General features: G+C 69.0%; 18 protein-coding genes. 5 read left to right on the plus strand and 13 right to left on the minus strand.

The features are described 5' to 3' along the window. Positions 1–31: 31 nt before the first annotated feature. The 11 genes from LPB260_RS09545 to LPB260_RS09595 all read right to left on the minus strand — a co-directional run bounded on the left by LPB260_RS09545 (position 32) and on the right by LPB260_RS09595 (position 9,787). Entirely contained in the window at positions 32–556 is a 525-nt protein-coding gene (locus LPB260_RS09545; protein WP_208708474.1) for a DUF2878 domain-containing protein, read from the minus strand. After that, entirely contained in the window at positions 549–1,823 is a 1,275-nt protein-coding gene (locus LPB260_RS09550) for a cyclopropane-fatty-acyl-phospholipid synthase family protein (protein ID WP_208708476.1), read from the minus strand. Before LPB260_RS09550 ends, LPB260_RS09545 begins: the two co-directional genes overlap by 8 nt. Continuing rightward, the gene (locus LPB260_RS09555; protein ID WP_208708478.1) at positions 1,810–2,610 is read right to left on the minus strand and encodes a DUF1365 domain-containing protein; all 801 of its coding nucleotides are present in this window, start codon (positions 2,608–2,610) and stop codon (positions 1,810–1,812) included. The genes LPB260_RS09550 and LPB260_RS09555 overlap by 14 nt, the downstream gene beginning before the upstream one ends. Beyond that, a complete protein-coding gene (locus tag LPB260_RS09560; protein ID WP_208708480.1) occupies positions 2,610–3,857 on the minus strand; it encodes an NAD(P)/FAD-dependent oxidoreductase in 1,248 nt (415 codons plus the stop codon). Before LPB260_RS09560 ends, LPB260_RS09555 begins: the two co-directional genes overlap by 1 nt. Continuing rightward, entirely contained in the window at positions 3,854–4,633 is a 780-nt protein-coding gene (locus LPB260_RS09565) for an SDR family oxidoreductase (RefSeq protein WP_208708482.1), read from the minus strand. Before LPB260_RS09565 ends, LPB260_RS09560 begins: the two co-directional genes overlap by 4 nt. After that, the gene (locus tag LPB260_RS09570; protein WP_208708484.1) at positions 4,630–5,052 is read right to left on the minus strand and encodes a nuclear transport factor 2 family protein; all 423 of its coding nucleotides are present in this window, start codon (positions 5,050–5,052) and stop codon (positions 4,630–4,632) included. The genes LPB260_RS09565 and LPB260_RS09570 overlap by 4 nt, the downstream gene beginning before the upstream one ends. Continuing rightward, complete coding sequence (gene phrB, locus LPB260_RS09575) at positions 5,052–6,494, minus strand: deoxyribodipyrimidine photo-lyase (RefSeq protein WP_208708486.1); 1,443 nt, start codon at positions 6,492–6,494, stop codon at positions 5,052–5,054. The genes LPB260_RS09570 and phrB overlap by 1 nt, the downstream gene beginning before the upstream one ends. Beyond that, on the minus strand, positions 6,482–7,447 hold the full coding sequence (locus LPB260_RS09580; RefSeq protein ID WP_208708488.1) for a MerR family transcriptional regulator: 966 nt from the start codon (positions 7,445–7,447) through the stop codon (positions 6,482–6,484). Before LPB260_RS09580 ends, phrB begins: the two co-directional genes overlap by 13 nt. Beyond that, on the minus strand, positions 7,444–8,412 hold the full coding sequence (locus LPB260_RS09585; RefSeq protein WP_208708490.1) for a DUF523 and DUF1722 domain-containing protein: 969 nt from the start codon (positions 8,410–8,412) through the stop codon (positions 7,444–7,446). The genes LPB260_RS09580 and LPB260_RS09585 overlap by 4 nt, the downstream gene beginning before the upstream one ends. 129 nt (positions 8,413–8,541) lie before the next feature. After that, positions 8,542–8,775, minus strand: a complete 234-nt coding sequence (locus LPB260_RS09590) for a TIGR02450 family Trp-rich protein (protein WP_208708492.1) — start codon at positions 8,773–8,775, stop codon at positions 8,542–8,544. Between the two features lie 19 nt (positions 8,776–8,794). Further along, the gene (locus LPB260_RS09595; protein ID WP_208708494.1) at positions 8,795–9,787 is read right to left on the minus strand and encodes an NAD(P)/FAD-dependent oxidoreductase; all 993 of its coding nucleotides are present in this window, start codon (positions 9,785–9,787) and stop codon (positions 8,795–8,797) included. A 197-nt stretch (positions 9,788–9,984) separates the two neighbouring features. Here LPB260_RS09595 and LPB260_RS09600 point away from each other — a divergent pair, with 197 nt between their 5' ends. Both LPB260_RS09600 and hemH read left to right on the plus strand, forming a co-directional pair. Further along, a complete protein-coding gene (locus tag LPB260_RS09600) occupies positions 9,985–10,890 on the plus strand; it encodes a TIGR01777 family oxidoreductase (RefSeq protein WP_208708495.1) in 906 nt (301 codons plus the stop codon). 12 nt (positions 10,891–10,902) lie between these two features. Then, positions 10,903–11,925, plus strand: coding sequence for a ferrochelatase (gene hemH / locus LPB260_RS09605; protein WP_208708496.1), 1,023 nt, complete (start codon positions 10,903–10,905; stop codon positions 11,923–11,925). Positions 11,926–12,054: 129 nt separating this feature from the next. On the opposite strand, the gene LPB260_RS09610 is transcribed toward hemH, so the two are convergent. Then, on the minus strand, positions 12,055–13,320 hold the full coding sequence (locus LPB260_RS09610; protein WP_208708497.1) for a uracil-xanthine permease family protein: 1,266 nt from the start codon (positions 13,318–13,320) through the stop codon (positions 12,055–12,057). A 2-nt stretch (positions 13,321–13,322) separates the two neighbouring features. Beyond that, positions 13,323–13,961 carry a uracil phosphoribosyltransferase gene (gene upp / locus LPB260_RS09615; protein ID WP_208708498.1) on the minus strand — a complete coding sequence of 213 codons (639 nt, stop codon included), beginning with the start codon at positions 13,959–13,961 and terminating at the stop codon, positions 13,323–13,325. A 259-nt stretch (positions 13,962–14,220) separates the two neighbouring features. On the opposite strand from upp, the gene LPB260_RS09620 reads away from it, so the two are divergent. The 3 genes from LPB260_RS09620 to LPB260_RS09630 all read left to right on the plus strand — a co-directional run bounded on the left by LPB260_RS09620 (position 14,221) and on the right by LPB260_RS09630 (position 16,368). Next, positions 14,221–14,778, plus strand: a complete 558-nt coding sequence (locus LPB260_RS09620) for a hypoxanthine-guanine phosphoribosyltransferase (RefSeq protein WP_208708499.1) — start codon at positions 14,221–14,223, stop codon at positions 14,776–14,778. A gap of 4 nt (positions 14,779–14,782) precedes the next feature. After that, positions 14,783–15,256 (plus strand): WbuC family cupin fold metalloprotein, encoded by a 474-nt coding sequence (locus LPB260_RS09625; RefSeq protein WP_208708500.1) that lies wholly within the window; start codon positions 14,783–14,785, stop codon positions 15,254–15,256. A 101-nt stretch (positions 15,257–15,357) separates the two neighbouring features. Then, positions 15,358–16,368, plus strand: coding sequence for an Ldh family oxidoreductase (locus LPB260_RS09630; protein WP_208708501.1), 1,011 nt, complete (start codon positions 15,358–15,360; stop codon positions 16,366–16,368). Positions 16,369–16,424 lie beyond the last annotated feature (56 nt).

The following is a 16,424-nucleotide window of genomic DNA, read 5'->3' on the forward strand; positions in this document are numbered from 1 at the left end:
CAGTGTACGCCAGCCATGGTCGCTGCGGCGCTCAAGCCGACCGGCGCGCGCGCAGGCTCTGCTGGTACTGGCTGCGATAGAGCCTGGCGAAACCGTGCAGCACGGGCATCACCAGGGCCCAGATCAGCGCCACCAGGGCCAGGGTCGGCCAGGTGCCATAGGGCAGGGTGACGTCGGCCAGCTGGGCGCCGGCATAGTAGGACAGCGGCCCGCCGACGGCGCCGAGCAGGCTGCCACGCCACCAGGGTTGCGCCGTCCAGGCCAGGCAGTGGTTGAGGGTGGTCGCCAGCAGCAGCCAGAGCAGCGCCAGCCACAGCGGGATCAGGGTGCGCGGCTCGCCGAAGTCGAACACCCCGAGGTTGAGCAGAAAGCTGTCCAGGGCGCTGCCGGCGAGGAACACGCTGAACAGCAGCTTGCCTTCGGCGGCCCAGCTGGCGGTCCACAGCAGGTGCACCGCGACGGCCAGGGCCACCAGCAGCAGCCAGGGGCCGCCGCCCAGCACGCAGGCCAGCCAGCCGAGTTGGAACAGCAGGGCGTTGGCGATCAGTTTAGGCATCCAGGCGTCCCAGTAGCGGTTGCGGTCGCGCCGCCGGCTTGGCCAGCAGCAGTTGAGCGGTGCCGATGGTGCGCTCGATGAAGCCGCCCTCGCAATAGCACAGGTAGAACTCCCACAAGCGGTAGAAGTGCTCGTCGTAGCCGAGTTGCTCCAGCTTGTGCCGCGCCTGGCGCAGGTTGTCGTGCCACAGGCGCAGGGTGCGGGCGTAGTGCAGGCCGAAATCCTCCATGTGATGCAGGTTCAGGTCGGTGCGGCTGCCGACTATCTCCAGCATCTTCTGCAGCGAGGGCAGGGCGCCGCCGGGAAAGATATAGCGCTGGATGAAGTCGACGCTGCGCCTGGCCTGCGCATAGCGCTGGTCGCGGATGGTGATGGCCTGCAGCAGCATCAGGCCGTCGTCCTTGAGCAGCTTCGCGCACTGCTGGAAGTAGGTGGGCAGGAAGCGGTGGCCGACCGCCTCGATCATCTCGATCGACACCAGCTTGTCGTACTGGCCGGCGAGGTCGCGGTAGTCCTCCAGCAGCAGGGTGACGCGCTCGCCCAGGCCCTGCTCGGCGATGCGCCGGGCGGTGTAGTCGTACTGCTCGCGGGACAGGGTGGTGGTGGTGACCCGGCAGCCATAGTGGCTGGCCGCATAGATCGCCATGCTGCCCCAGCCGGTGCCGATCTCCAGCAGGTGGTCGTCGGGGCGCAGGGCCAGCTTCTGGCAGATGCGTTCGAGCTTGTTCAGCTGGGCCTGCTCCAGGCTGTCGTCGGGGCCCTCGAACTGCGCCGCGGAATACATCATGGTCGGGTCGAGGAACTGCTCGAACAGTGCATTGCCCAGATCGTAGTGGGCGGCGATGTTCTTGCGCGAGCCGCGCCGGGTGTTGCGGTTGAGCCAGTGCAGGCCCTGGATCAGCGGCCGGCCGAGGCGGGCCAGGCCGCCCTCCAGGGCATCGAGCACCTCGAGGTTGCTGACGAACACGCGCACCACCGCGGTCAGGTCCGGGCTGCTCCAGTAGCCATGGATAAAGGCCTCGCCCGCGCCAATCGAACCGTTGCCGGCGACCAGCCCCCAGACGGCGCCGTCGAGCACCTCGATCTGCGCGCTGAGGCTGGCCTGCGGGTCGCCGAACGCCAGGCGCTGCTCGCCCTCGATGATCAGCAGGTGGCCATGGCGCAGCTGGCTCAGCTGGTGCAGCACGGCGCGGCGCAGCAGGCCGGCGCCGAGGCCCTGGCCGGCGACCAGGGAGTATTTTCCGGTGGTTGGGCTAGTGCTTTTCATGGGATACGTCCTTCGCGTGTGCCCGGGCCGTGCGGAAGCCGTCGTCCGCGACCTGGTGGCTGAACAGGGGAGTGCGTTTGAGCAGCAGGCGCAGGGCCTGCCAGTAGATGGCGGCGAGGGTCTTGCCGGTCATCCAGGGGAAGCGCAGCAGGTAGCGGTGCAGGCTGGCGCGGTCGAGGGGCTCGCGCTGCAGGCTGAGGCTGGCGTCGAACAGCTTGTCCTCGCCCTGCCAGTCGGCCATGTGCAGGCCCAGGCGCTGGCCGGGCGCGGCGAAGCTCATGCGGTATTGCAGTTCGCGGGGCAGGAACGGCGAGACGTGGAAGGCCTTGGCCACGGCGACGTGCTGCTGGCCCGCGCCTTGTGCCGGCAGCACGTAGTGGTAACGCTCGCGCCAGGGCGTGTTGCTGACTTCGCAGAGGACCGCCGCCAGGCGCCCGTCGGCCTCGAAGCAGTAGAAGAAGCTCGCCGGATTGAACGCCAGGCCCCAGCTGCGCGGTTGGGTCAGCAGGCGGATCGCCCCCCCGGGCGCCTCGCCCAGGGCCTCGGCGACCCGCTGGCGTACCGCGTCGACCAGGCGCATGCCGTGCCTGGTGAATTCCGGCAGGTAGTCGCTTTCGCGGAAGGCGAAGGGCGCCCAGCGACCGCCGCCGGCCAGGGGCGAGAGTGCCAGCACCTGCTCCTGCTCGGCCAGGTCCAGGTACAGCAGGCCCATGCGGTAGCGGAAGCTATGGCTCCTGGGGGCGAAGCGCCGGTGCTGCACCCAGCCGCTGTACAGGGCGCTGTGCATCAGAGTTCCTCGCCGAAGGCGCGGGCCACGCGCAGGGCGCTGACCACCCCGTCCTCGTGGAAACCGTTGGCCCAGTAGGCGCCGCAGTAGTAGCTGTGCTGGGCGCCGAGCAACTCCTGCCAGCGCGCCTGGGCGGCCATGCCGGCCAGGCTGTACTGCGGATGGGCGTAGCGGTAGCGGCCGAGGATCTTGTCCGGGTCGATCGCCGCGGTCTGGTTGAGGCTGACGCAGAAAGTGGTGTCGCTGTGGATGCCCTGGAGGATGTTCATGTTGTAGGTCACCGCCGCCGCCTGCTCGCTCGGCCCGCCCAGTCGATAGTTCCAGCTGGCCCAGGCCAGGCGGCGCCGGGGCAGCAGGCGGGTGTCGGTGTGCAGCACCACATCGTTGTCGGCGTAGGGCAGGGCGCCGAGGATCTCCCGCTCGGCCTGGCTCGGCTGGGCCAGCAGGGCCAGGGCCTGGTCGCTGTGGCAGGCCAGCACCACCTTGTCGAAGCGTTCCGTGCCGGCGGCGCTGTGCAGGGTCACGCCCGTCTCGTAGCGCTCGATGCGCTGCACCGGGCAGTTCAGGCGGATGCGCTCGGCGAAGGGGGCGCTGAGCGGCGCCACATAGCTGCGCGAGCCGCCTTCGATCACCCGCCATTGCGGGCGGTCGCTGACCGACAGCAGGCCGTGGTTCTTGAAGAAGCGCACGAAGAACTGCAGGGGGAAGTGGAGCATCTCGGCCAGGGACATGGACCAGATCGCCGCGCCCATTGGCACGATGTAGTGCTCGATGAAACGGCTGCCGTAGCCGCCACGCTGCAGGTAATCACCGAGGGTGACATGCGCCTCCATGCGCCCGGTGCCGAGGTCGGCGAGGGCTTCGCGGTTGAAGCGCAGGATGTCGCGCAGCATGCCCCAGAATACCGGCGACAGCAGGTTGCGGCGCTGGGCGAACAGGCTGTTGAGGTTGTTGCCGTTGTATTCCACGGCGCTGTGCGGATCGCGCACCGAGAAGCTCATCTCGGTGGCTCTGGAGGCGACGCCGAGCCGGTCGAGCAGGCGGATGAAGTTGGGATAGGTCCAGTCGTTGAACACGATGAAGCCGGTATCGATGGCGTAGTCGCGACCGTCCACCCGCACATCGACGGTATGGGTATGGCCGCCGACCCAGTCGCCGGCCTCGAACAGGCTGATGTCGTGACGCCGGTTGAGCAGGTAGGCGCTGGTCAGGCCGGCGATGCCGCTGCCGATGATGGCGATCTTCATGGGCGTTCCTTCGACGATGTTTCGCGGCGCGCCATGCGTCGGCCGATGGCCAGTTGCAGGCGCCCCGGCAGGTGGGCGAGCAGCCGCAGCGCGGCGATGAACGGCCGCGGGAAGGCGATCTCCAGTGGCCGCTTGTCCAGGCGGCTGGCGATATGGGCGGCCGCCCGCTGCACCGGCCAGCGCATCGGCATGGGGAAGTCGTTCTGCCGGGTCAGGGGCGTGTCGACGAAGCCTGGGCTGACCAGGGTGACGTCGATGCCTTCGTCGGCCAGGTCGATGCGCAGCGCCTCCAGCAGGTAGCGCAGGCCGGCCTTGGAGGCGCCGTAGGCCTCGGCGCGGGGCAGGGCCAGGTAGGTCACCGAACTGCCGACGCCGACCAGGTGCGGCTGCCAGCCGCGGCGCAGCAGCGGCAGGGCGGTCTCGATGCAGTAGCTGGCGGCGAACAGGTTGACCCGCATCACCCGCTCGATCATCGCCGCCTCGAAGGTCCGGGCATCGACGTATTCGCAGGTGCCGGCATTGAGCAGCAGGGTATCCAGGGCACCCCAGCGCGAAGCGATGCGCTCGCCGATGTCGCGCACCTGCTCGGCGTCGCCGAGATCGCCGGGGGCCAGCAGCACCTGTTGTGGATAACGGTCGGCCAGGGCGCGCAGCGGACCCGGGCGGCGCGCGCTGAGCGCCAGGCGGTGGCCAGCCTTGAGCAGCAGTTCGGCCAGGGCGGCGCCGATGCCACTGCTGGCGCCGGTGAGCCAGATGCGTCGCGATTCGCTGTTCATGCCAACCTCCGCTTCAGCCAGCGGATCAGCCGGCCGATCAGGGGCGCGTGCTCGTAGAGCAGGGCGCCGGCGTCGAAATAGTCGCGGTGGCGATGGACCTTGCCGTTCCACAACAGATGGGAGCAGCCCTCCACCCGGATCAGCTGGCCACCGGCCAGGCGTGGATGGCGGTAGCTCATGGTCCAGCGCAGGTAGCCCTCGCCCTCGCGGACCTGGTCGAAGCCGTAGAAGTCGAAGCGCAGGTCGCTGACGTTGGCGTACAGCTGGGCGAAGTAGCGGTGCAGGTTGTCCAGCCCGCGCACCTCGTGCAGTGGATCGCAGAACAGCGCATCGTCGCTGTACAGCTGGCCCAGGCGCTCGAGGTTGTCCTTGTCGAGGCTGGCGAAGTCCTTGGCGAAGCGGCGCAGGAAGTCGCTCATCAGCTGGCCTCCCGAAGCAGCGGCGGCAGGTTCTTGAAGGCCGCCAGGGCCCGTTCGCGACTGTGGCTGAGGTCGACGATCGGCCGTGGATAGTCGAGCGAGTCGAACAGCCCGCCGCGCACCGTGCTCGGGTCATGGATGGCCTTGTCGTCGAGCCCGGCCAGCTCCGGCAGCCAGTGGCGGATGAAGCGGCCCTGGGGATCGAAGCGCCGCGACTGGCTGACCGGGTTGAACAGGCGGAAGTAGGGCACCGCGTCGGTGCCGGTGGAGGCGCTCCATTGCCAGCCGCCGTTGTTGGCCGCCAGGTCGCCGTCGATCAGCTGGCGCATGAAGTAGCGCTCGCCGGCGCGCCAGTCGATCAGCAGGTTCTTGGTCAGGAACATGGCCACGACCATGCGCAGGCGGTTGTGCATCCAGCCGGTGGCGTGCAGCTGGCGCATCGCCGCGTCGATCAGCGGGAAGCCGGTGCGGCCCTGCTGCCAGGCGGCGAGCTCGTCCGGGGCGTCGCGCCACGGCAGCGCCTCGGTCTCGGGGCGGAAGGCGCGGTGCCGCGAGACGCGCGGGTAGCCGACCAGGATGTGTTTGTAGAACTCGCGCCAGAGCAGCTCGTTGATCCAGGTGACGACGCCGTTGTTGCCGCCATCGAATTCGCCTTGGTTGACCTGCAGGGCGGCGTGCAGGCACTGGCGCGGCGACAGCACGCCGGCGGCGAGGTAGGCCGACAGCTGGCTGGTGCCGGGCTTGGCGGGGATGTCGCGGGCGTCCTGGTAGTAGTCGATCTGCTCGTCGGCGAAGCGTGCCAGGCGCTCATGGGCGCTGGCCTCGCCGGCCGGCCAGAGCTGGCGCAGCGCCTCGGCCGCCGGGCCGAAACCGGCGACAGCGGCGGGCACGGCATCGCTCGCGAGCGCCAGGGGCGCCTGCGCCGCCGGGGTCGGCAGCAGGGGCGGCAGGGCGGTGTGCAGGCGCTGGTAGCAGAGCTTGCGGAACTGGCTGTAGACCTTGAAGTAGCCGCCGGACTGGGTCAGCAGGCTGCCCGGCTGGAACAGCAGCTGATCGAGGTGACCGTGGAAGGCCACGTCCTGTTCGTCGAGGCGCCGGGCCACGGCCTGGTCGCGGCGCTGCTCGTTGATCCCGTACTCCTCGTTGACCCGCACGGTGCTGATCCGCAGCTCGCGGCACAGCGCGCCTATCACGTCGGGCGCGGCGTCCCAGCTGTCGGCCTGGCGGATCAGCAGCGGCACGTTGAGCCGGCCCAGGGCGGTGGACAGCTCGGCCAGGTTGCGCAGCCAGAAGTCGACCTTGCACGGCGCGTCGTCGTGCCGCTGCCACTGGCCGGGGCTGAGCAGATAGAGCGCCACGGTCGGCCCGGCCGCCATGGCGGCGGCCAGGGCGCTGTTGTCGCGTACGCGCAGGTCGCTGCGCAGCCAGATCATTTGCCGCATGGGGTCACCTGTGAAGGGGCCTGTAGGTTGAGCTGGTCCAGCGCTCGCAGCGCCGCCAGCGGGTCTTCCGCCAGGCGCAGGTCGGCGCGCGCGGCGGTCAGTTCGGCCAGGGCCTGTCGATGAATGCGTACCGCCGGCCCGGCCAGCACCGTGGGGCAGCGGCCGGCGCCGAGCAGGCGTGGCAGCTGCTGGCCGTCGAGGGCCTGGCTGGCGTACAGCAGCAGGGCGCAGGGGCGGATGCGTTCCAGGGCCAGGCCCAGCTCGGCGGTCGGCACCGGCCAGTCGAACACTTCCACCGCATGCCCGGCACTGCTGGCCAACCAGGCGCTGAGCCACAGGCCGGGCTCCATCGGCGGTTCGCATAGGTTGATCAACAGCACCGGCGCGCCGCCATGCAGGCGGTTGTTGTGGTACAGGCGCGCGCCGAGCTTGCTGCGCAGCCAGGAGAGGAAGAACACCCGCTCCAGCTCCGCGCCGAACTGGCCGCGCCAGCGCAGTTCCAGGGCCTGCAGCAGCGGCAGTAGCAGTTGCTGGCACAGGGTCTGCGGCGGGTACAGCGCCATTTCGCCATTGAAGCAGTCGTCGAGGCGGCGTTCGGCCAGGTCGCCGATGGCCGCCAGCAGCTGGTCGCGCTTCTGACCCCACTGCGACAGGTTTTCCTCCGGCGCGCTGCGTTCCGCTTGCAGCAGGCCCTTGACCTGGCTGACCGAGACGCCGCGCTCGAGCCAGGTAAGGATCGCCTGGACCCGAGCGATGTGCGCTTCGGAGTAGAGTCGATGGCCCTTGGCGGTGCGGTGCGGCACGATCAGGCCATAGCGGCGCTCCCAGGCGCGCAGGGTGACGGCATTGACGCCGGTCAGCCGCGCCACCTCGCGGATCGGCAGCAGGCCCTCGCCCAGCGCCTCGCTGGCCGGGTCGCCGCCGGGGGCAGCAGGGCGGGCTTCGCCGTTCATAGGGCGTTGCGCAGGCTGAGGTTTTCCGGATGGGGCTGCAGGTAGGCCTGCTGCGCCACGTAGGCGTCCGGGTGGCGGCGGAAATGGTGCTTGAGCAGGGTCAGCGGCACCACCAGCGGCACCATGCCGTCGCGGTACTGGCCGATCAGCTGGTGCATCTCCTGGCGCTCTTCGCGGCTCAGGCCCTGCTTCAGGTAGCCGCACAGGTGCTGCAGCACGTTGCTGTGGGTGCCGCGGGTGGCGCACTGCTTCAAGGCGGCCATCAGCTCGCTGAAGTAGCGCGGCGCCAGTTGCGCCAGGTCATGCCGGCCGAGGTCGCCGAGCAGTCGGCCGAGGGCCTTGTACTGCAACGGCGCGGTGGCCATCAGCAGGTACTTGTAGCGCGAGTGGAAGGCGATCAGGGTCTTGCGCGTCAGGCCCTCGTGCAGCAGGCGCTGCCATTCGGCGTAGGCGAATACCCGGGTGAGGAAGTTCTCGCGCAGCACCGGGTCGTTGAGCCGGCCATCTTCTTCCACCGGCAGATCCGGGTGCCGTGCGATCAGGGCGTTGGCGAAGATGCCCCGGCCACTGGCCTCGCTGGGCCGGCCGCGGTCCTGGTAGACCTTGACCCGTTCCATGCCGCAGGACGGCGACTTCTGCATCAGGATGTAGCCGCAGATGCCGTCCAGTTCCTCGGCCATGCGCGCACCGTAGGCCGCCAGGCGTTCGGTCACATCCAGGGTCGGGTCGACCGTGCCGACTGCGCGCGGCGCCTGCGGATCACCGACCAGGCGGATGGGTTCGCGCGGCGTGCCGAGGCCGATGGCGACCTCCGGGCACAGGGGGACGAAGTCGAAGTGTTCACCGAGTACCTGGCTGCACAGGCGCGATTCCTTGTGCCCGCCGTTGTAGCGCACGGTGTTGCCCAGCAGGCAGGCGCTGATGCCGAGCTTGGGTCTGGCGTGGTGGGCTTGGGCAAGGGACATGGCGCGACCTCCGATGAAGACTTGTACAGGTAATATTTCCTGTACAACCTGTGTCCATCATAGGAGTGGGGCTGGCCTTGTACAAGTATTTTGTACAAGATTTGTATAGGTCGTGTGTGGGGAGGGGGGTTACTGCCAGCCCATGCGCCAGTGCCGGGCGTCCTGCAGGGCGCGCCAGGGCAGGCGCTGGTTGCGTTGACTGAGCACCGCCTGCAGCTCGACCGCGACGACGTTGTCGTCCTCGTCGCGCAGCAGTTCGATGACCAGGAAGTGCTTCTCGCGGTTCTGTGGCTGCACCGCTGTCCACTTGGACAGCAGCAGCTTGCGCGGATTGAGGCGGTGGCGCGGCAACCCGGCGTTCATCGTCCCGCTCCGGCTCCGCTCACTGCAGGTGGCCGAGCAGCTTGCGCGCCGCCTCGTGGCCGCTCAGCCAGGCGCCCTCGACGCGACCGGACAGGCACCAGTCGCCGCAGGCATACAGCCCCAGGTCGGCATCGGCCAGCGCGCCCCACTGGTGGGCGTTGCCCGGGCGGGCATAGAGCCAGCGATGGGCCAGGCTGAAGGACGGCGCCGGCACGGTGCAGCCGATCATCTCGGCGAAGGCGCCGAGCAGGTGCTCGATCACATCTTCCTTGGGCAGGTCCAGGTGCTGCTTGCTCCAGCTGCTGCTGGCGTGCAGCACCCAGGTGTCCAGGGTGGTCTCGCGGCCGGGCTTGCTGCGGTTGCGCGCCAGCCAGTCGAGGGGGCTGTCGTGCACGAAGCAGCCCTCCACATCGGTGTCCAGGGGGCTGTCGAAGGCCAGCGCGGCGGCCCAGGTCGGCTCCATCGGCACGCTGGCGGCGGCCGCGGCGAGCTTGGGGGCGCTGGCCAGCAGGGCGCTGGCCTGGGGCGCCGGGGTGGCGATCAGGACATGGCTGAAGGGGCCGTGGCTGCGCCCGTCGGCATCCTGCAGGTGCCAGTACTGTTCACCGCGGAACACCTCGGTGATGCGGCAGGAGAAGTGCACCGGCAGGGCGCCGAGCAGGGCGCGGGTGATCGCGCTCATGCGTGGGATGCCGACCCAGCGCAGCTGCTCGTCCGGCGAGGAGGCGAGCTGGCCGTCGCGGTAGTGGTAGAGGCTCGGTTGCCATTCGGCGACCCAGCCGCGGGCCTGCCACTGCTGGACCGCCTCGACGAAGCGGCGGTCGCGCGCGGTGAAGTACTGCGCGCCCAGATCGAGGGCGCCGGCGTCGCTGCGCCTGCTGGCCATGCGCCCGCCGCTGCCGCGACTCTTGTCGAACAACTGCAGCTCGTGGCCCGCGGCGTGCAGGGTCTGGGCGGCCGACAATCCGGCCATGCCGGTGCCGATGATGGCGATGGGGGCGAGTGCTGTCATGGTCTACCTCATGTGCTAGAGCGCGAGATTACGCTTTAGACAAAAGCTATACAATATTATAGTTGTGTATAAACTTGTGCGGTTCCTCGGCCGTCTCTCTATATTTAGGACAACCTGCCTGGGGATAAAAGGCACGTGCCCTCTTATAAAACAGACTAGGGCGATAACCCGCTGTTACGCCATGCGAGGAAGATGCCATGCACATATTGCTGACCGGCGGTACCGGTTTGATCGGACGTGCCCTGTGCCGCCACTGGCTTGCCCAGGGCCACCAGCTGACCGTGTGGAGCCGCAGTCCGCAGCGGGTATCGAGCCTGTGTGGCGCCGCGGTGCGCGGCATCGGCCGCCTCGAGGAGCTGGGTGAGGAGCCGCTGGATGCGGTGATCAACCTGGCTGGCGCGCCGATCGCCGATCGGCCCTGGACGCGCAAGCGCAAGACCCTGCTGTGGGCCAGCCGGATCGGCCTCACCGAGCAGCTGCTGGCCTGGCTGGGGCAACGCGGGCAGAAACCGCAGCTGTTGCTGTCCGGCTCGGCGGTCGGCTGGTACGGCAATGGCGGCGAACGCGAACTGCTCGAGGACAACCCCCAAGTCACCGACGACTTCGCCGCCCAGCTGTGCGGCGCCTGGGAGGAGACCGCCCAGCGCGCCGAGGCCATGGGCATCCGCGTGGTGCTGGTGCGCACCGGCCTGGTGCTGGCCAGGGAAGGCGGCATGCTCAAGCGCCTGCTGCTGCCGTTCAGGCTCGGCCTGGGTGGGCCGCTGGGCGACGGCCGACAGTGGATGCCGTGGATCCACCTGGACGACCAAATCGGCCTGATTGATTTTCTCCTGCACCAGCAGCAGGCCGCGGGTCCCTATAATGCCTGCGCGCCGGCGCCGGTGCGCAACGCCGAGTTCGCCCAGGCGCTGGGCAAAGCCTTGCACCGCCCGGCGATCCTGCCCGCCCCGGCTTTCGTGCTGCGCGCCACCCTGGGCGAGCTGTCCGAGCTGCTGCTCGGTGGGCAGCGCGCGCTGCCGGCGCGCCTGGAGGCGGCGGGCTTTCGATTTCGCTTTACCGATCTGGATGCGGCCCTCGAGGATCTTCTGGCCGGCCGCCATTGAATAGGACTGTTTATGACCGATCACGCCCTGCTGCTGGTCAACCTGGGCTCCCCGGCATCGACCGACGTGGCCGATGTGCGACGCTACCTCAATCAATTCCTCATGGACCCCTACGTCATCGACCTGCCCTGGCCGCTGCGCCGGTTGCTGGTGTCGCTGATCCTGATCAAGCGTCCGGCGCAGTCGGCCCATGCCTATGCGTCTATCTGGTGGGACGAGGGCTCGCCCCTGGTGGTGCTGAGCCGGCGCCTGCAGGAGGCGATGCGCGGGCACTGGGGCCAGGGGCCGGTGGAGCTGGCGATGCGCTACGGCGAGCCGTCGATCGAGTCGGTGCTGACCCGGCTGGCCGCCCAGGGCATTCGCCAGGTGACCCTGGCGCCGCTCTATCCGCAGTTCGCCGACAGCACGGTGACCACGGTGATCGAGGAGGCCAAGCGGGTGGTGCGTGACCAGCGCCTGAAGCTGGACTTCGCCATCCTGCCGCCGTTCTACGACCAGCCGGAGTACCTCGATGCCCTGGTGGACAGCGCCAAGCCCCACCTGGAGCAGGACTTCGACCACCTGCTGCTGAGCTTCCACGGCCTGCCCGAACGCCACCTGCACAAGCTCGACCCCAGCGGCCACTGCCTGAAGGGCGCCGACTGCTGCCGCACGGCACCGGCCGAGGTGCTCGCCACCTGCTACCGCGCCCAGTGCCTGCGCAGTGCCGAGGCCTTCGCGGCGCGCCTGGGGCTGCGTCCCGAGCAATGGTCGGTGTCCTTCCAGTCGCGCCTGGGCAAGGCCAAGTGGATCGAGCCTTACACCGAGACCCGCCTCGACGAGCTGGCCGGGCAGGGGGTGAAGAAGCTGCTGGTGATGTGCCCGGCTTTCGTCGCCGATTGCATCGAGACCCTGGAGGAGATCGGCGACCGCGGCCGTGAGCAGTTCCAGGCGGCCGGCGGCGAGAGCCTGCAGCTGGTGCCTTGTCTCAACGATCACCCGAGCTGGGTGGCGGCCCTCAAGCGCCTGTGCGAACGCGCGCCGACGATGCTCTAGAGCCTGGCGGCGATCTTTTCTGGGGGTATTGGTGCGCGTGGCGCACCCTACGGGAAATCGTGAACTGGCTGTAGGCGGCGTGTGCAACGAAGAAGCCCCGCATCGGCGGGGCTGCTTCGTCTGGGCCGCTTAGCCCTGCTCTTCGCTCAGCGCCTTGCTGCGCCAGCCCTGGCCGCCGGGTAGCAGCAGGTTGAGCAGGATGGCGATGATGCCGCACAGGGAGATGCCCTTGAGGCTGACGTCGCCGGCGCCGATGACCATGCCGCCGATGCCGAACACCAGGGTCACGGCGACGATCACCAGGTTGCGCGCCTCGGACAGGTCGACCTGGTGGCGGATCAGGGTGTTCAGGCCGACCACCGCGATGGAGCCGAACAGCAGGCAGAGGATGCCGCCCATCACCGGCACCGGGATGCTCTGCAGGGCGGCGCCGAACTTGCCGATGAAGGCCAGGGCCATGGCGATCAGCGCGGCCCAGATCATCACCTTGGGGTTGAAGTTCTTGGTCAGCATCACCGCCCCGGTGACTTCCGAGTAGGTGGTGTTGGGCGGGCCGCCGAGCATGCCGGCGGCCGAGGTGGCCAGGCCGTCGCCGAGCAGGGTGCGGTGCAGGCCGGGCTTCTTCAGGTAGTTCTTGCCGGTCACCGTGCCGATCGCCAGCACGTCGCCGATGTGCTCGATGGCCGGGGCGATGGCCACCGGCAGGATGAACAGGATCGCCCCCCAGTGTAGCTCCGGGGCGACGAAATTCGGCACCGCCAGCCAGGGCGCGGCGGCCACGCCGCTGAACTCGACCACGCCGAACAGCACGGCCAGCACGTAGCCCACGGCGACGCCGCAGAGGATCGGGATCAGGCGGAAGATGCCGCGGCCGATTACCGCGACGATCAGGGTGGTGATCAGCGCCGGCAGGGAGATCATCAGCGCCGTGTCATAGGGCACCAGCTGCACGCTGGCGTCGCCGGCCTTGCCCATCGCCATGTTGGCCGCGACCGGCGCCAGGCCCAGGCCGATGGCCATGATCACCGGGCCGATCACCACCGGCGGCAGCAGGCGGTCGATGAAGCCGGTGCCCTTCAGGCGCACCGCGCCGGCCAGCAGCATGTACATGCCGCCGGCGGCCACCAGGCCGCCGAGGGTCGCCGGCAGGCCGAAGTCGTTCTTCGCGGCGAGGATAGGGGCGATGAAGGCGAAGCTGGAGGCGAGGAACACCGGCACCTGGTTCTTGGTCACCAGCTGGAAGATCAGGGTGCCGAGGCCCGCGGTGAACAGCGCCACGTTGGGGTCCATGCCGGTGATCAGCGGCATCAGCACCAGGGCGCCGAAGGCCACGAAAAGCATCTGCGAGCCGGCCAGGGCCTGGCGCCAGGTGGGGTCCTGCATATGGTCCTGCATGCTCAGGCGTCCTTCTGCTTGGTGCCGAAGATCTTGTCGCCGGCATCGCCCAGGCCGGGAATGATGTAGCCGTGCTCGTTGAGCCGCTCGTCGATCGAGGCGGTGTAGATCTGCACATCCGGGTGGGCGTCGTTGACCACCTTGATGCCCTCCGGCGCGGCGACCAGCACCATGGCGCGGATTTCCCTGCAGCCGGCCTTCTTCAGCAGGTCGATGGTGGCGACCATGGAGCCGCCGGTGGCCAGCATCGGGTCGATGATCATCGCCAGGCGCTCGTTGATCTCCGGTACCAGCTTCTCCAGGTAGGTGTGCGCCTGCAGGGTCTGCTCGTTGCGTGCCACGCCCACGGCGCTGACCTTGGCCCCCGGGATCAGGCTGAGCACGCCGTCGAGCATGCCGATGCCGGCGCGCAGGATCGGCACCACGGTGATCTTCTTGCCGGAAATCTTCTCCACCTGCACCGGCCCCGCCCAGCCCGGGATCTCGTAGCTTTCCAGGGGCAGATCCTTGGTCGCCTCGTAGGTCAGCAGGGCGCCGACTTCCTGCGCCAGTTCGCGGAAGTTCTTCGTGCTGATGTCGGCGCGGCGCATCAGGCCGAGCTTGTGGCGGATCAGCGGGTGGCGGATCTCGAGAGTGGGCATGCGGGGTCTCCGACGGGGCTGGCGAAAAATGGCGTTAGAGTAATGCATTGCGCCGGGCAAGTGGTGCGCGGTTTGCCGAGTCTTGCCGGAGGATTGCGTTTAATATCCCCCCGTTCGCCGAGGTAGCCGGCTTGTGGCCACGTTTGTCCGCCGGGGCTTGCTCCGCGCCGGCCGGATGCGTACCTTTGCCGACTTTTATTTTGACGACCCGATCAGGTTCTCTGCCTCGAGCAGGGCCATTCACTCAAGAGGAATCATCATGCCCGCCGATCTCGCGCACATTCGCCAAGTCATGGCGGAAGCCGATTGCCTGTACAGCGAAGCCGAAGTGGAAGCGGCCATCGACCGGGTCGCCGCGGCGATCAACGGCGAGCTGGCCGAGCGCAACCCCGTGGTGTTCTGCGTGATGAACGGCGGCCTGATCTTCTCCGGCAAGCTGCTGCCCAAGCTGGACTTCCCCCTCGAGTTGTCCTACCTGCACGCCACCCGCTACCGCAACGAGACCAGCGGCGGCGAGCTGTTCTGGAAGGCCAAGCCGGAAATCTCCTTTATCGACCGCGACGTGCTGATCATCGACGACATCCTCGACGAGGGGCACACCCTCGGCGCGATCATCGACTTCTGCCGCCACGCCGGCGCGGCGGCGGTGCACACCGCGGTGCTGATCGACAAGGACCACGACCGCAAGGCGCGCCCGGACCTCAAGGCCGATTACGTCGGCCTGCCATGCATCGACCGCTACATCTTCGGCTACGGCATGGACTACAAGGGCTACTGGCGCAACGCCGCCGGCATCTTCGCGGTCAAGGGCCTGTAACGCCATGGCCGCGCCGCGCCTGCTCGACCGGCGCCTGTTCAGCGAGCTGGCCGAACAGGCCGCGGCCAACCCGCGCCAGCGCCAGCACCACAACTTCCATGCCATGGAGGAGCCCTGCCACCGCATGGCCGTGGGCCTGCAGCCGGACACCTATATCCCGCCGCACCGCCACCTTGCGGCGGACAAGGCCGAGGCCCTGCTGGTGCTCAAAGGGCGCCTGGGCCTGCTGATCTTCGACGAGGCCGGTGCGCTGCAGGACCAGCGGGTGCTGGAGGCCGGCGGCGACTGTGTCGGCGTCGACCTGCCGCCGGGGGTGTTCCACGCCCTGGTGGTGCTGCAGGCCGACAGCATCCTGTTCGAGTGCAAGGCCGGGCCCTACCGGCCGGTCGGCGAGGGCGAGCGCGCGCCCTGGGCGCCAAACGAAGGCGAGCCCGGCGCGGCGGCCTACCTGGCGTGGATGCGCGCGCAGTTCGCCTGAGCGCGGCTGTGCCGAATTCGTCAGTTTCCCCGGCTAAACGGCTCAAGCCGCTGCAGGGCCGAGGCGCCACGCTAGCCGTTGGTTAGCAGAGGAGCCGCACCGTGATTCGATTGACCCTGGAACAAGCACGCGAACTGGCGCAGGACATCCTGCGCCGCAATGGCTTCAGCGAGCCCCACGTGCAGGCGGTCAGCGCCACGGTGCTGGCCGGCGAGCGCGACGGCTGCGCCTCCCACGGCCTGTACCGGCTGCTCGGCTGCGTGCGCTCGCTCAAGGCCGGCAAGGTGGTCGCCGACGCCGCGCCCGAGGTGTTCGACCAGGCGCCGGCGATCGTCCGCGTCGATGCCCGCGGTGGCTTCTCCCAGCTGGCCTTCCAGGCCGGCCTGCCGGTGCTGCTGAGCAAGACCCGCGACTGCGGCATCGCCGCCCTGGCGATCAACCATTGCGTACATTTCTCCGCCCTGTGGGTGGAGATCGAGGCCCTGACCGCGGCCGGCCTGGTGGCCCTGGCCTGCACCCCCAGCCATGCCTGGGTGGCGCCGGCCGGCGGCAGCCAGCCGGTGTTCGGCACCAACCCGATCGCCTTCGGCTGGCCCCGGGCCGGGCACGACCCGTTCATCTTCGACTTCGCCACCAGCGTCATCGCCCGCGGCGACATCGAGCTGCACCGCCGCGCCGGCAAGCCGATCCCCGAGGGCTGGGGCGTCGATGAGCAGGGCCGGCCCAGCACCGATGCGGCGGCGGTGCTGCGCGGCGCCATGCAGACCTTCGGCGGACACAAGGGCTCGGCCCTGGCGGCGATGGTCGAACTGATCGCCGGTCCCTTGATTGGCGATCTGACCAGCGCCGAGTCCAAGGCCTTTGACGGCGGCGGCGACTGCTCGCCCTATCACGGCGAACTGATCATCGCCCTCGACCCGCGGCGCTTCCTCGGCGACGCGGCCGCACAGCACCTGGCGCGGGCCGAAACCCTGTTCGAGAGCATCCAGGGCCAGGGCGCGCGTCTGCCGTCGCAGCGCCGCTACGAGGCGCGGGCGCGCAGCGCCGAACAGGGTGTGCAGATTCCCCAGGCGCTGTACGACGACCTCCAGGCATTGCTTGTCGCCGGATGACGGCCTGAGCGCATAAGAAGCATATCCGTAGGGTGGGTTAGCCGCGTAGCGGCGTA

The sequence above is a fragment of the Pseudomonas sp. LPB0260 genome (genome assembly GCF_013388395.1).

Bases quoted from the DNA above. Each gene is read 5' to 3' on its own strand.
- LPB260_RS09545 (WP_208708474.1), bottom strand. From the start codon at position 556: ATGCCTAAACTGATCGCCAACGCCCTGCTGTTCCAACTCGGCTGGCTG.
- LPB260_RS09550 (WP_208708476.1), bottom strand. From the start codon at position 1,823: ATGAAAAGCACTAGCCCAACCACCGGAAAATACTCCCTGGTCGCCGGC.
- LPB260_RS09555 (WP_208708478.1), bottom strand. From the start codon at position 2,610: ATGCACAGCGCCCTGTACAGCGGCTGGGTGCAGCACCGGCGCTTCGCC.
- LPB260_RS09560 (WP_208708480.1), bottom strand. From the start codon at position 3,857: ATGAAGATCGCCATCATCGGCAGCGGCATCGCCGGCCTGACCAGCGCC.
- LPB260_RS09565 (WP_208708482.1), bottom strand. From the start codon at position 4,633: ATGAACAGCGAATCGCGACGCATCTGGCTCACCGGCGCCAGCAGTGGC.
- LPB260_RS09570 (WP_208708484.1), bottom strand. From the start codon at position 5,052: ATGAGCGACTTCCTGCGCCGCTTCGCCAAGGACTTCGCCAGCCTCGAC.
- phrB (WP_208708486.1), bottom strand. From the start codon at position 6,494: ATGCGGCAAATGATCTGGCTGCGCAGCGACCTGCGCGTACGCGACAAC.
- LPB260_RS09580 (WP_208708488.1), bottom strand. From the start codon at position 7,447: ATGAACGGCGAAGCCCGCCCTGCTGCCCCCGGCGGCGACCCGGCCAGC.
- LPB260_RS09585 (WP_208708490.1), bottom strand. From the start codon at position 8,412: ATGTCCCTTGCCCAAGCCCACCACGCCAGACCCAAGCTCGGCATCAGC.
- LPB260_RS09590 (WP_208708492.1), bottom strand. From the start codon at position 8,775: ATGAACGCCGGGTTGCCGCGCCACCGCCTCAATCCGCGCAAGCTGCTG.
- LPB260_RS09595 (WP_208708494.1), bottom strand. From the start codon at position 9,787: ATGACAGCACTCGCCCCCATCGCCATCATCGGCACCGGCATGGCCGGA.
- LPB260_RS09600 (WP_208708495.1), top strand. From the start codon at position 9,985: ATGCACATATTGCTGACCGGCGGTACCGGTTTGATCGGACGTGCCCTG.
- hemH (WP_208708496.1), top strand. From the start codon at position 10,903: ATGACCGATCACGCCCTGCTGCTGGTCAACCTGGGCTCCCCGGCATCG.
- LPB260_RS09610 (WP_208708497.1), bottom strand. From the start codon at position 13,320: ATGCAGGACCATATGCAGGACCCCACCTGGCGCCAGGCCCTGGCCGGC.
- upp (WP_208708498.1), bottom strand. From the start codon at position 13,961: ATGCCCACTCTCGAGATCCGCCACCCGCTGATCCGCCACAAGCTCGGC.
- LPB260_RS09620 (WP_208708499.1), top strand. From the start codon at position 14,221: ATGCCCGCCGATCTCGCGCACATTCGCCAAGTCATGGCGGAAGCCGAT.
- LPB260_RS09625 (WP_208708500.1), top strand. From the start codon at position 14,783: ATGGCCGCGCCGCGCCTGCTCGACCGGCGCCTGTTCAGCGAGCTGGCC.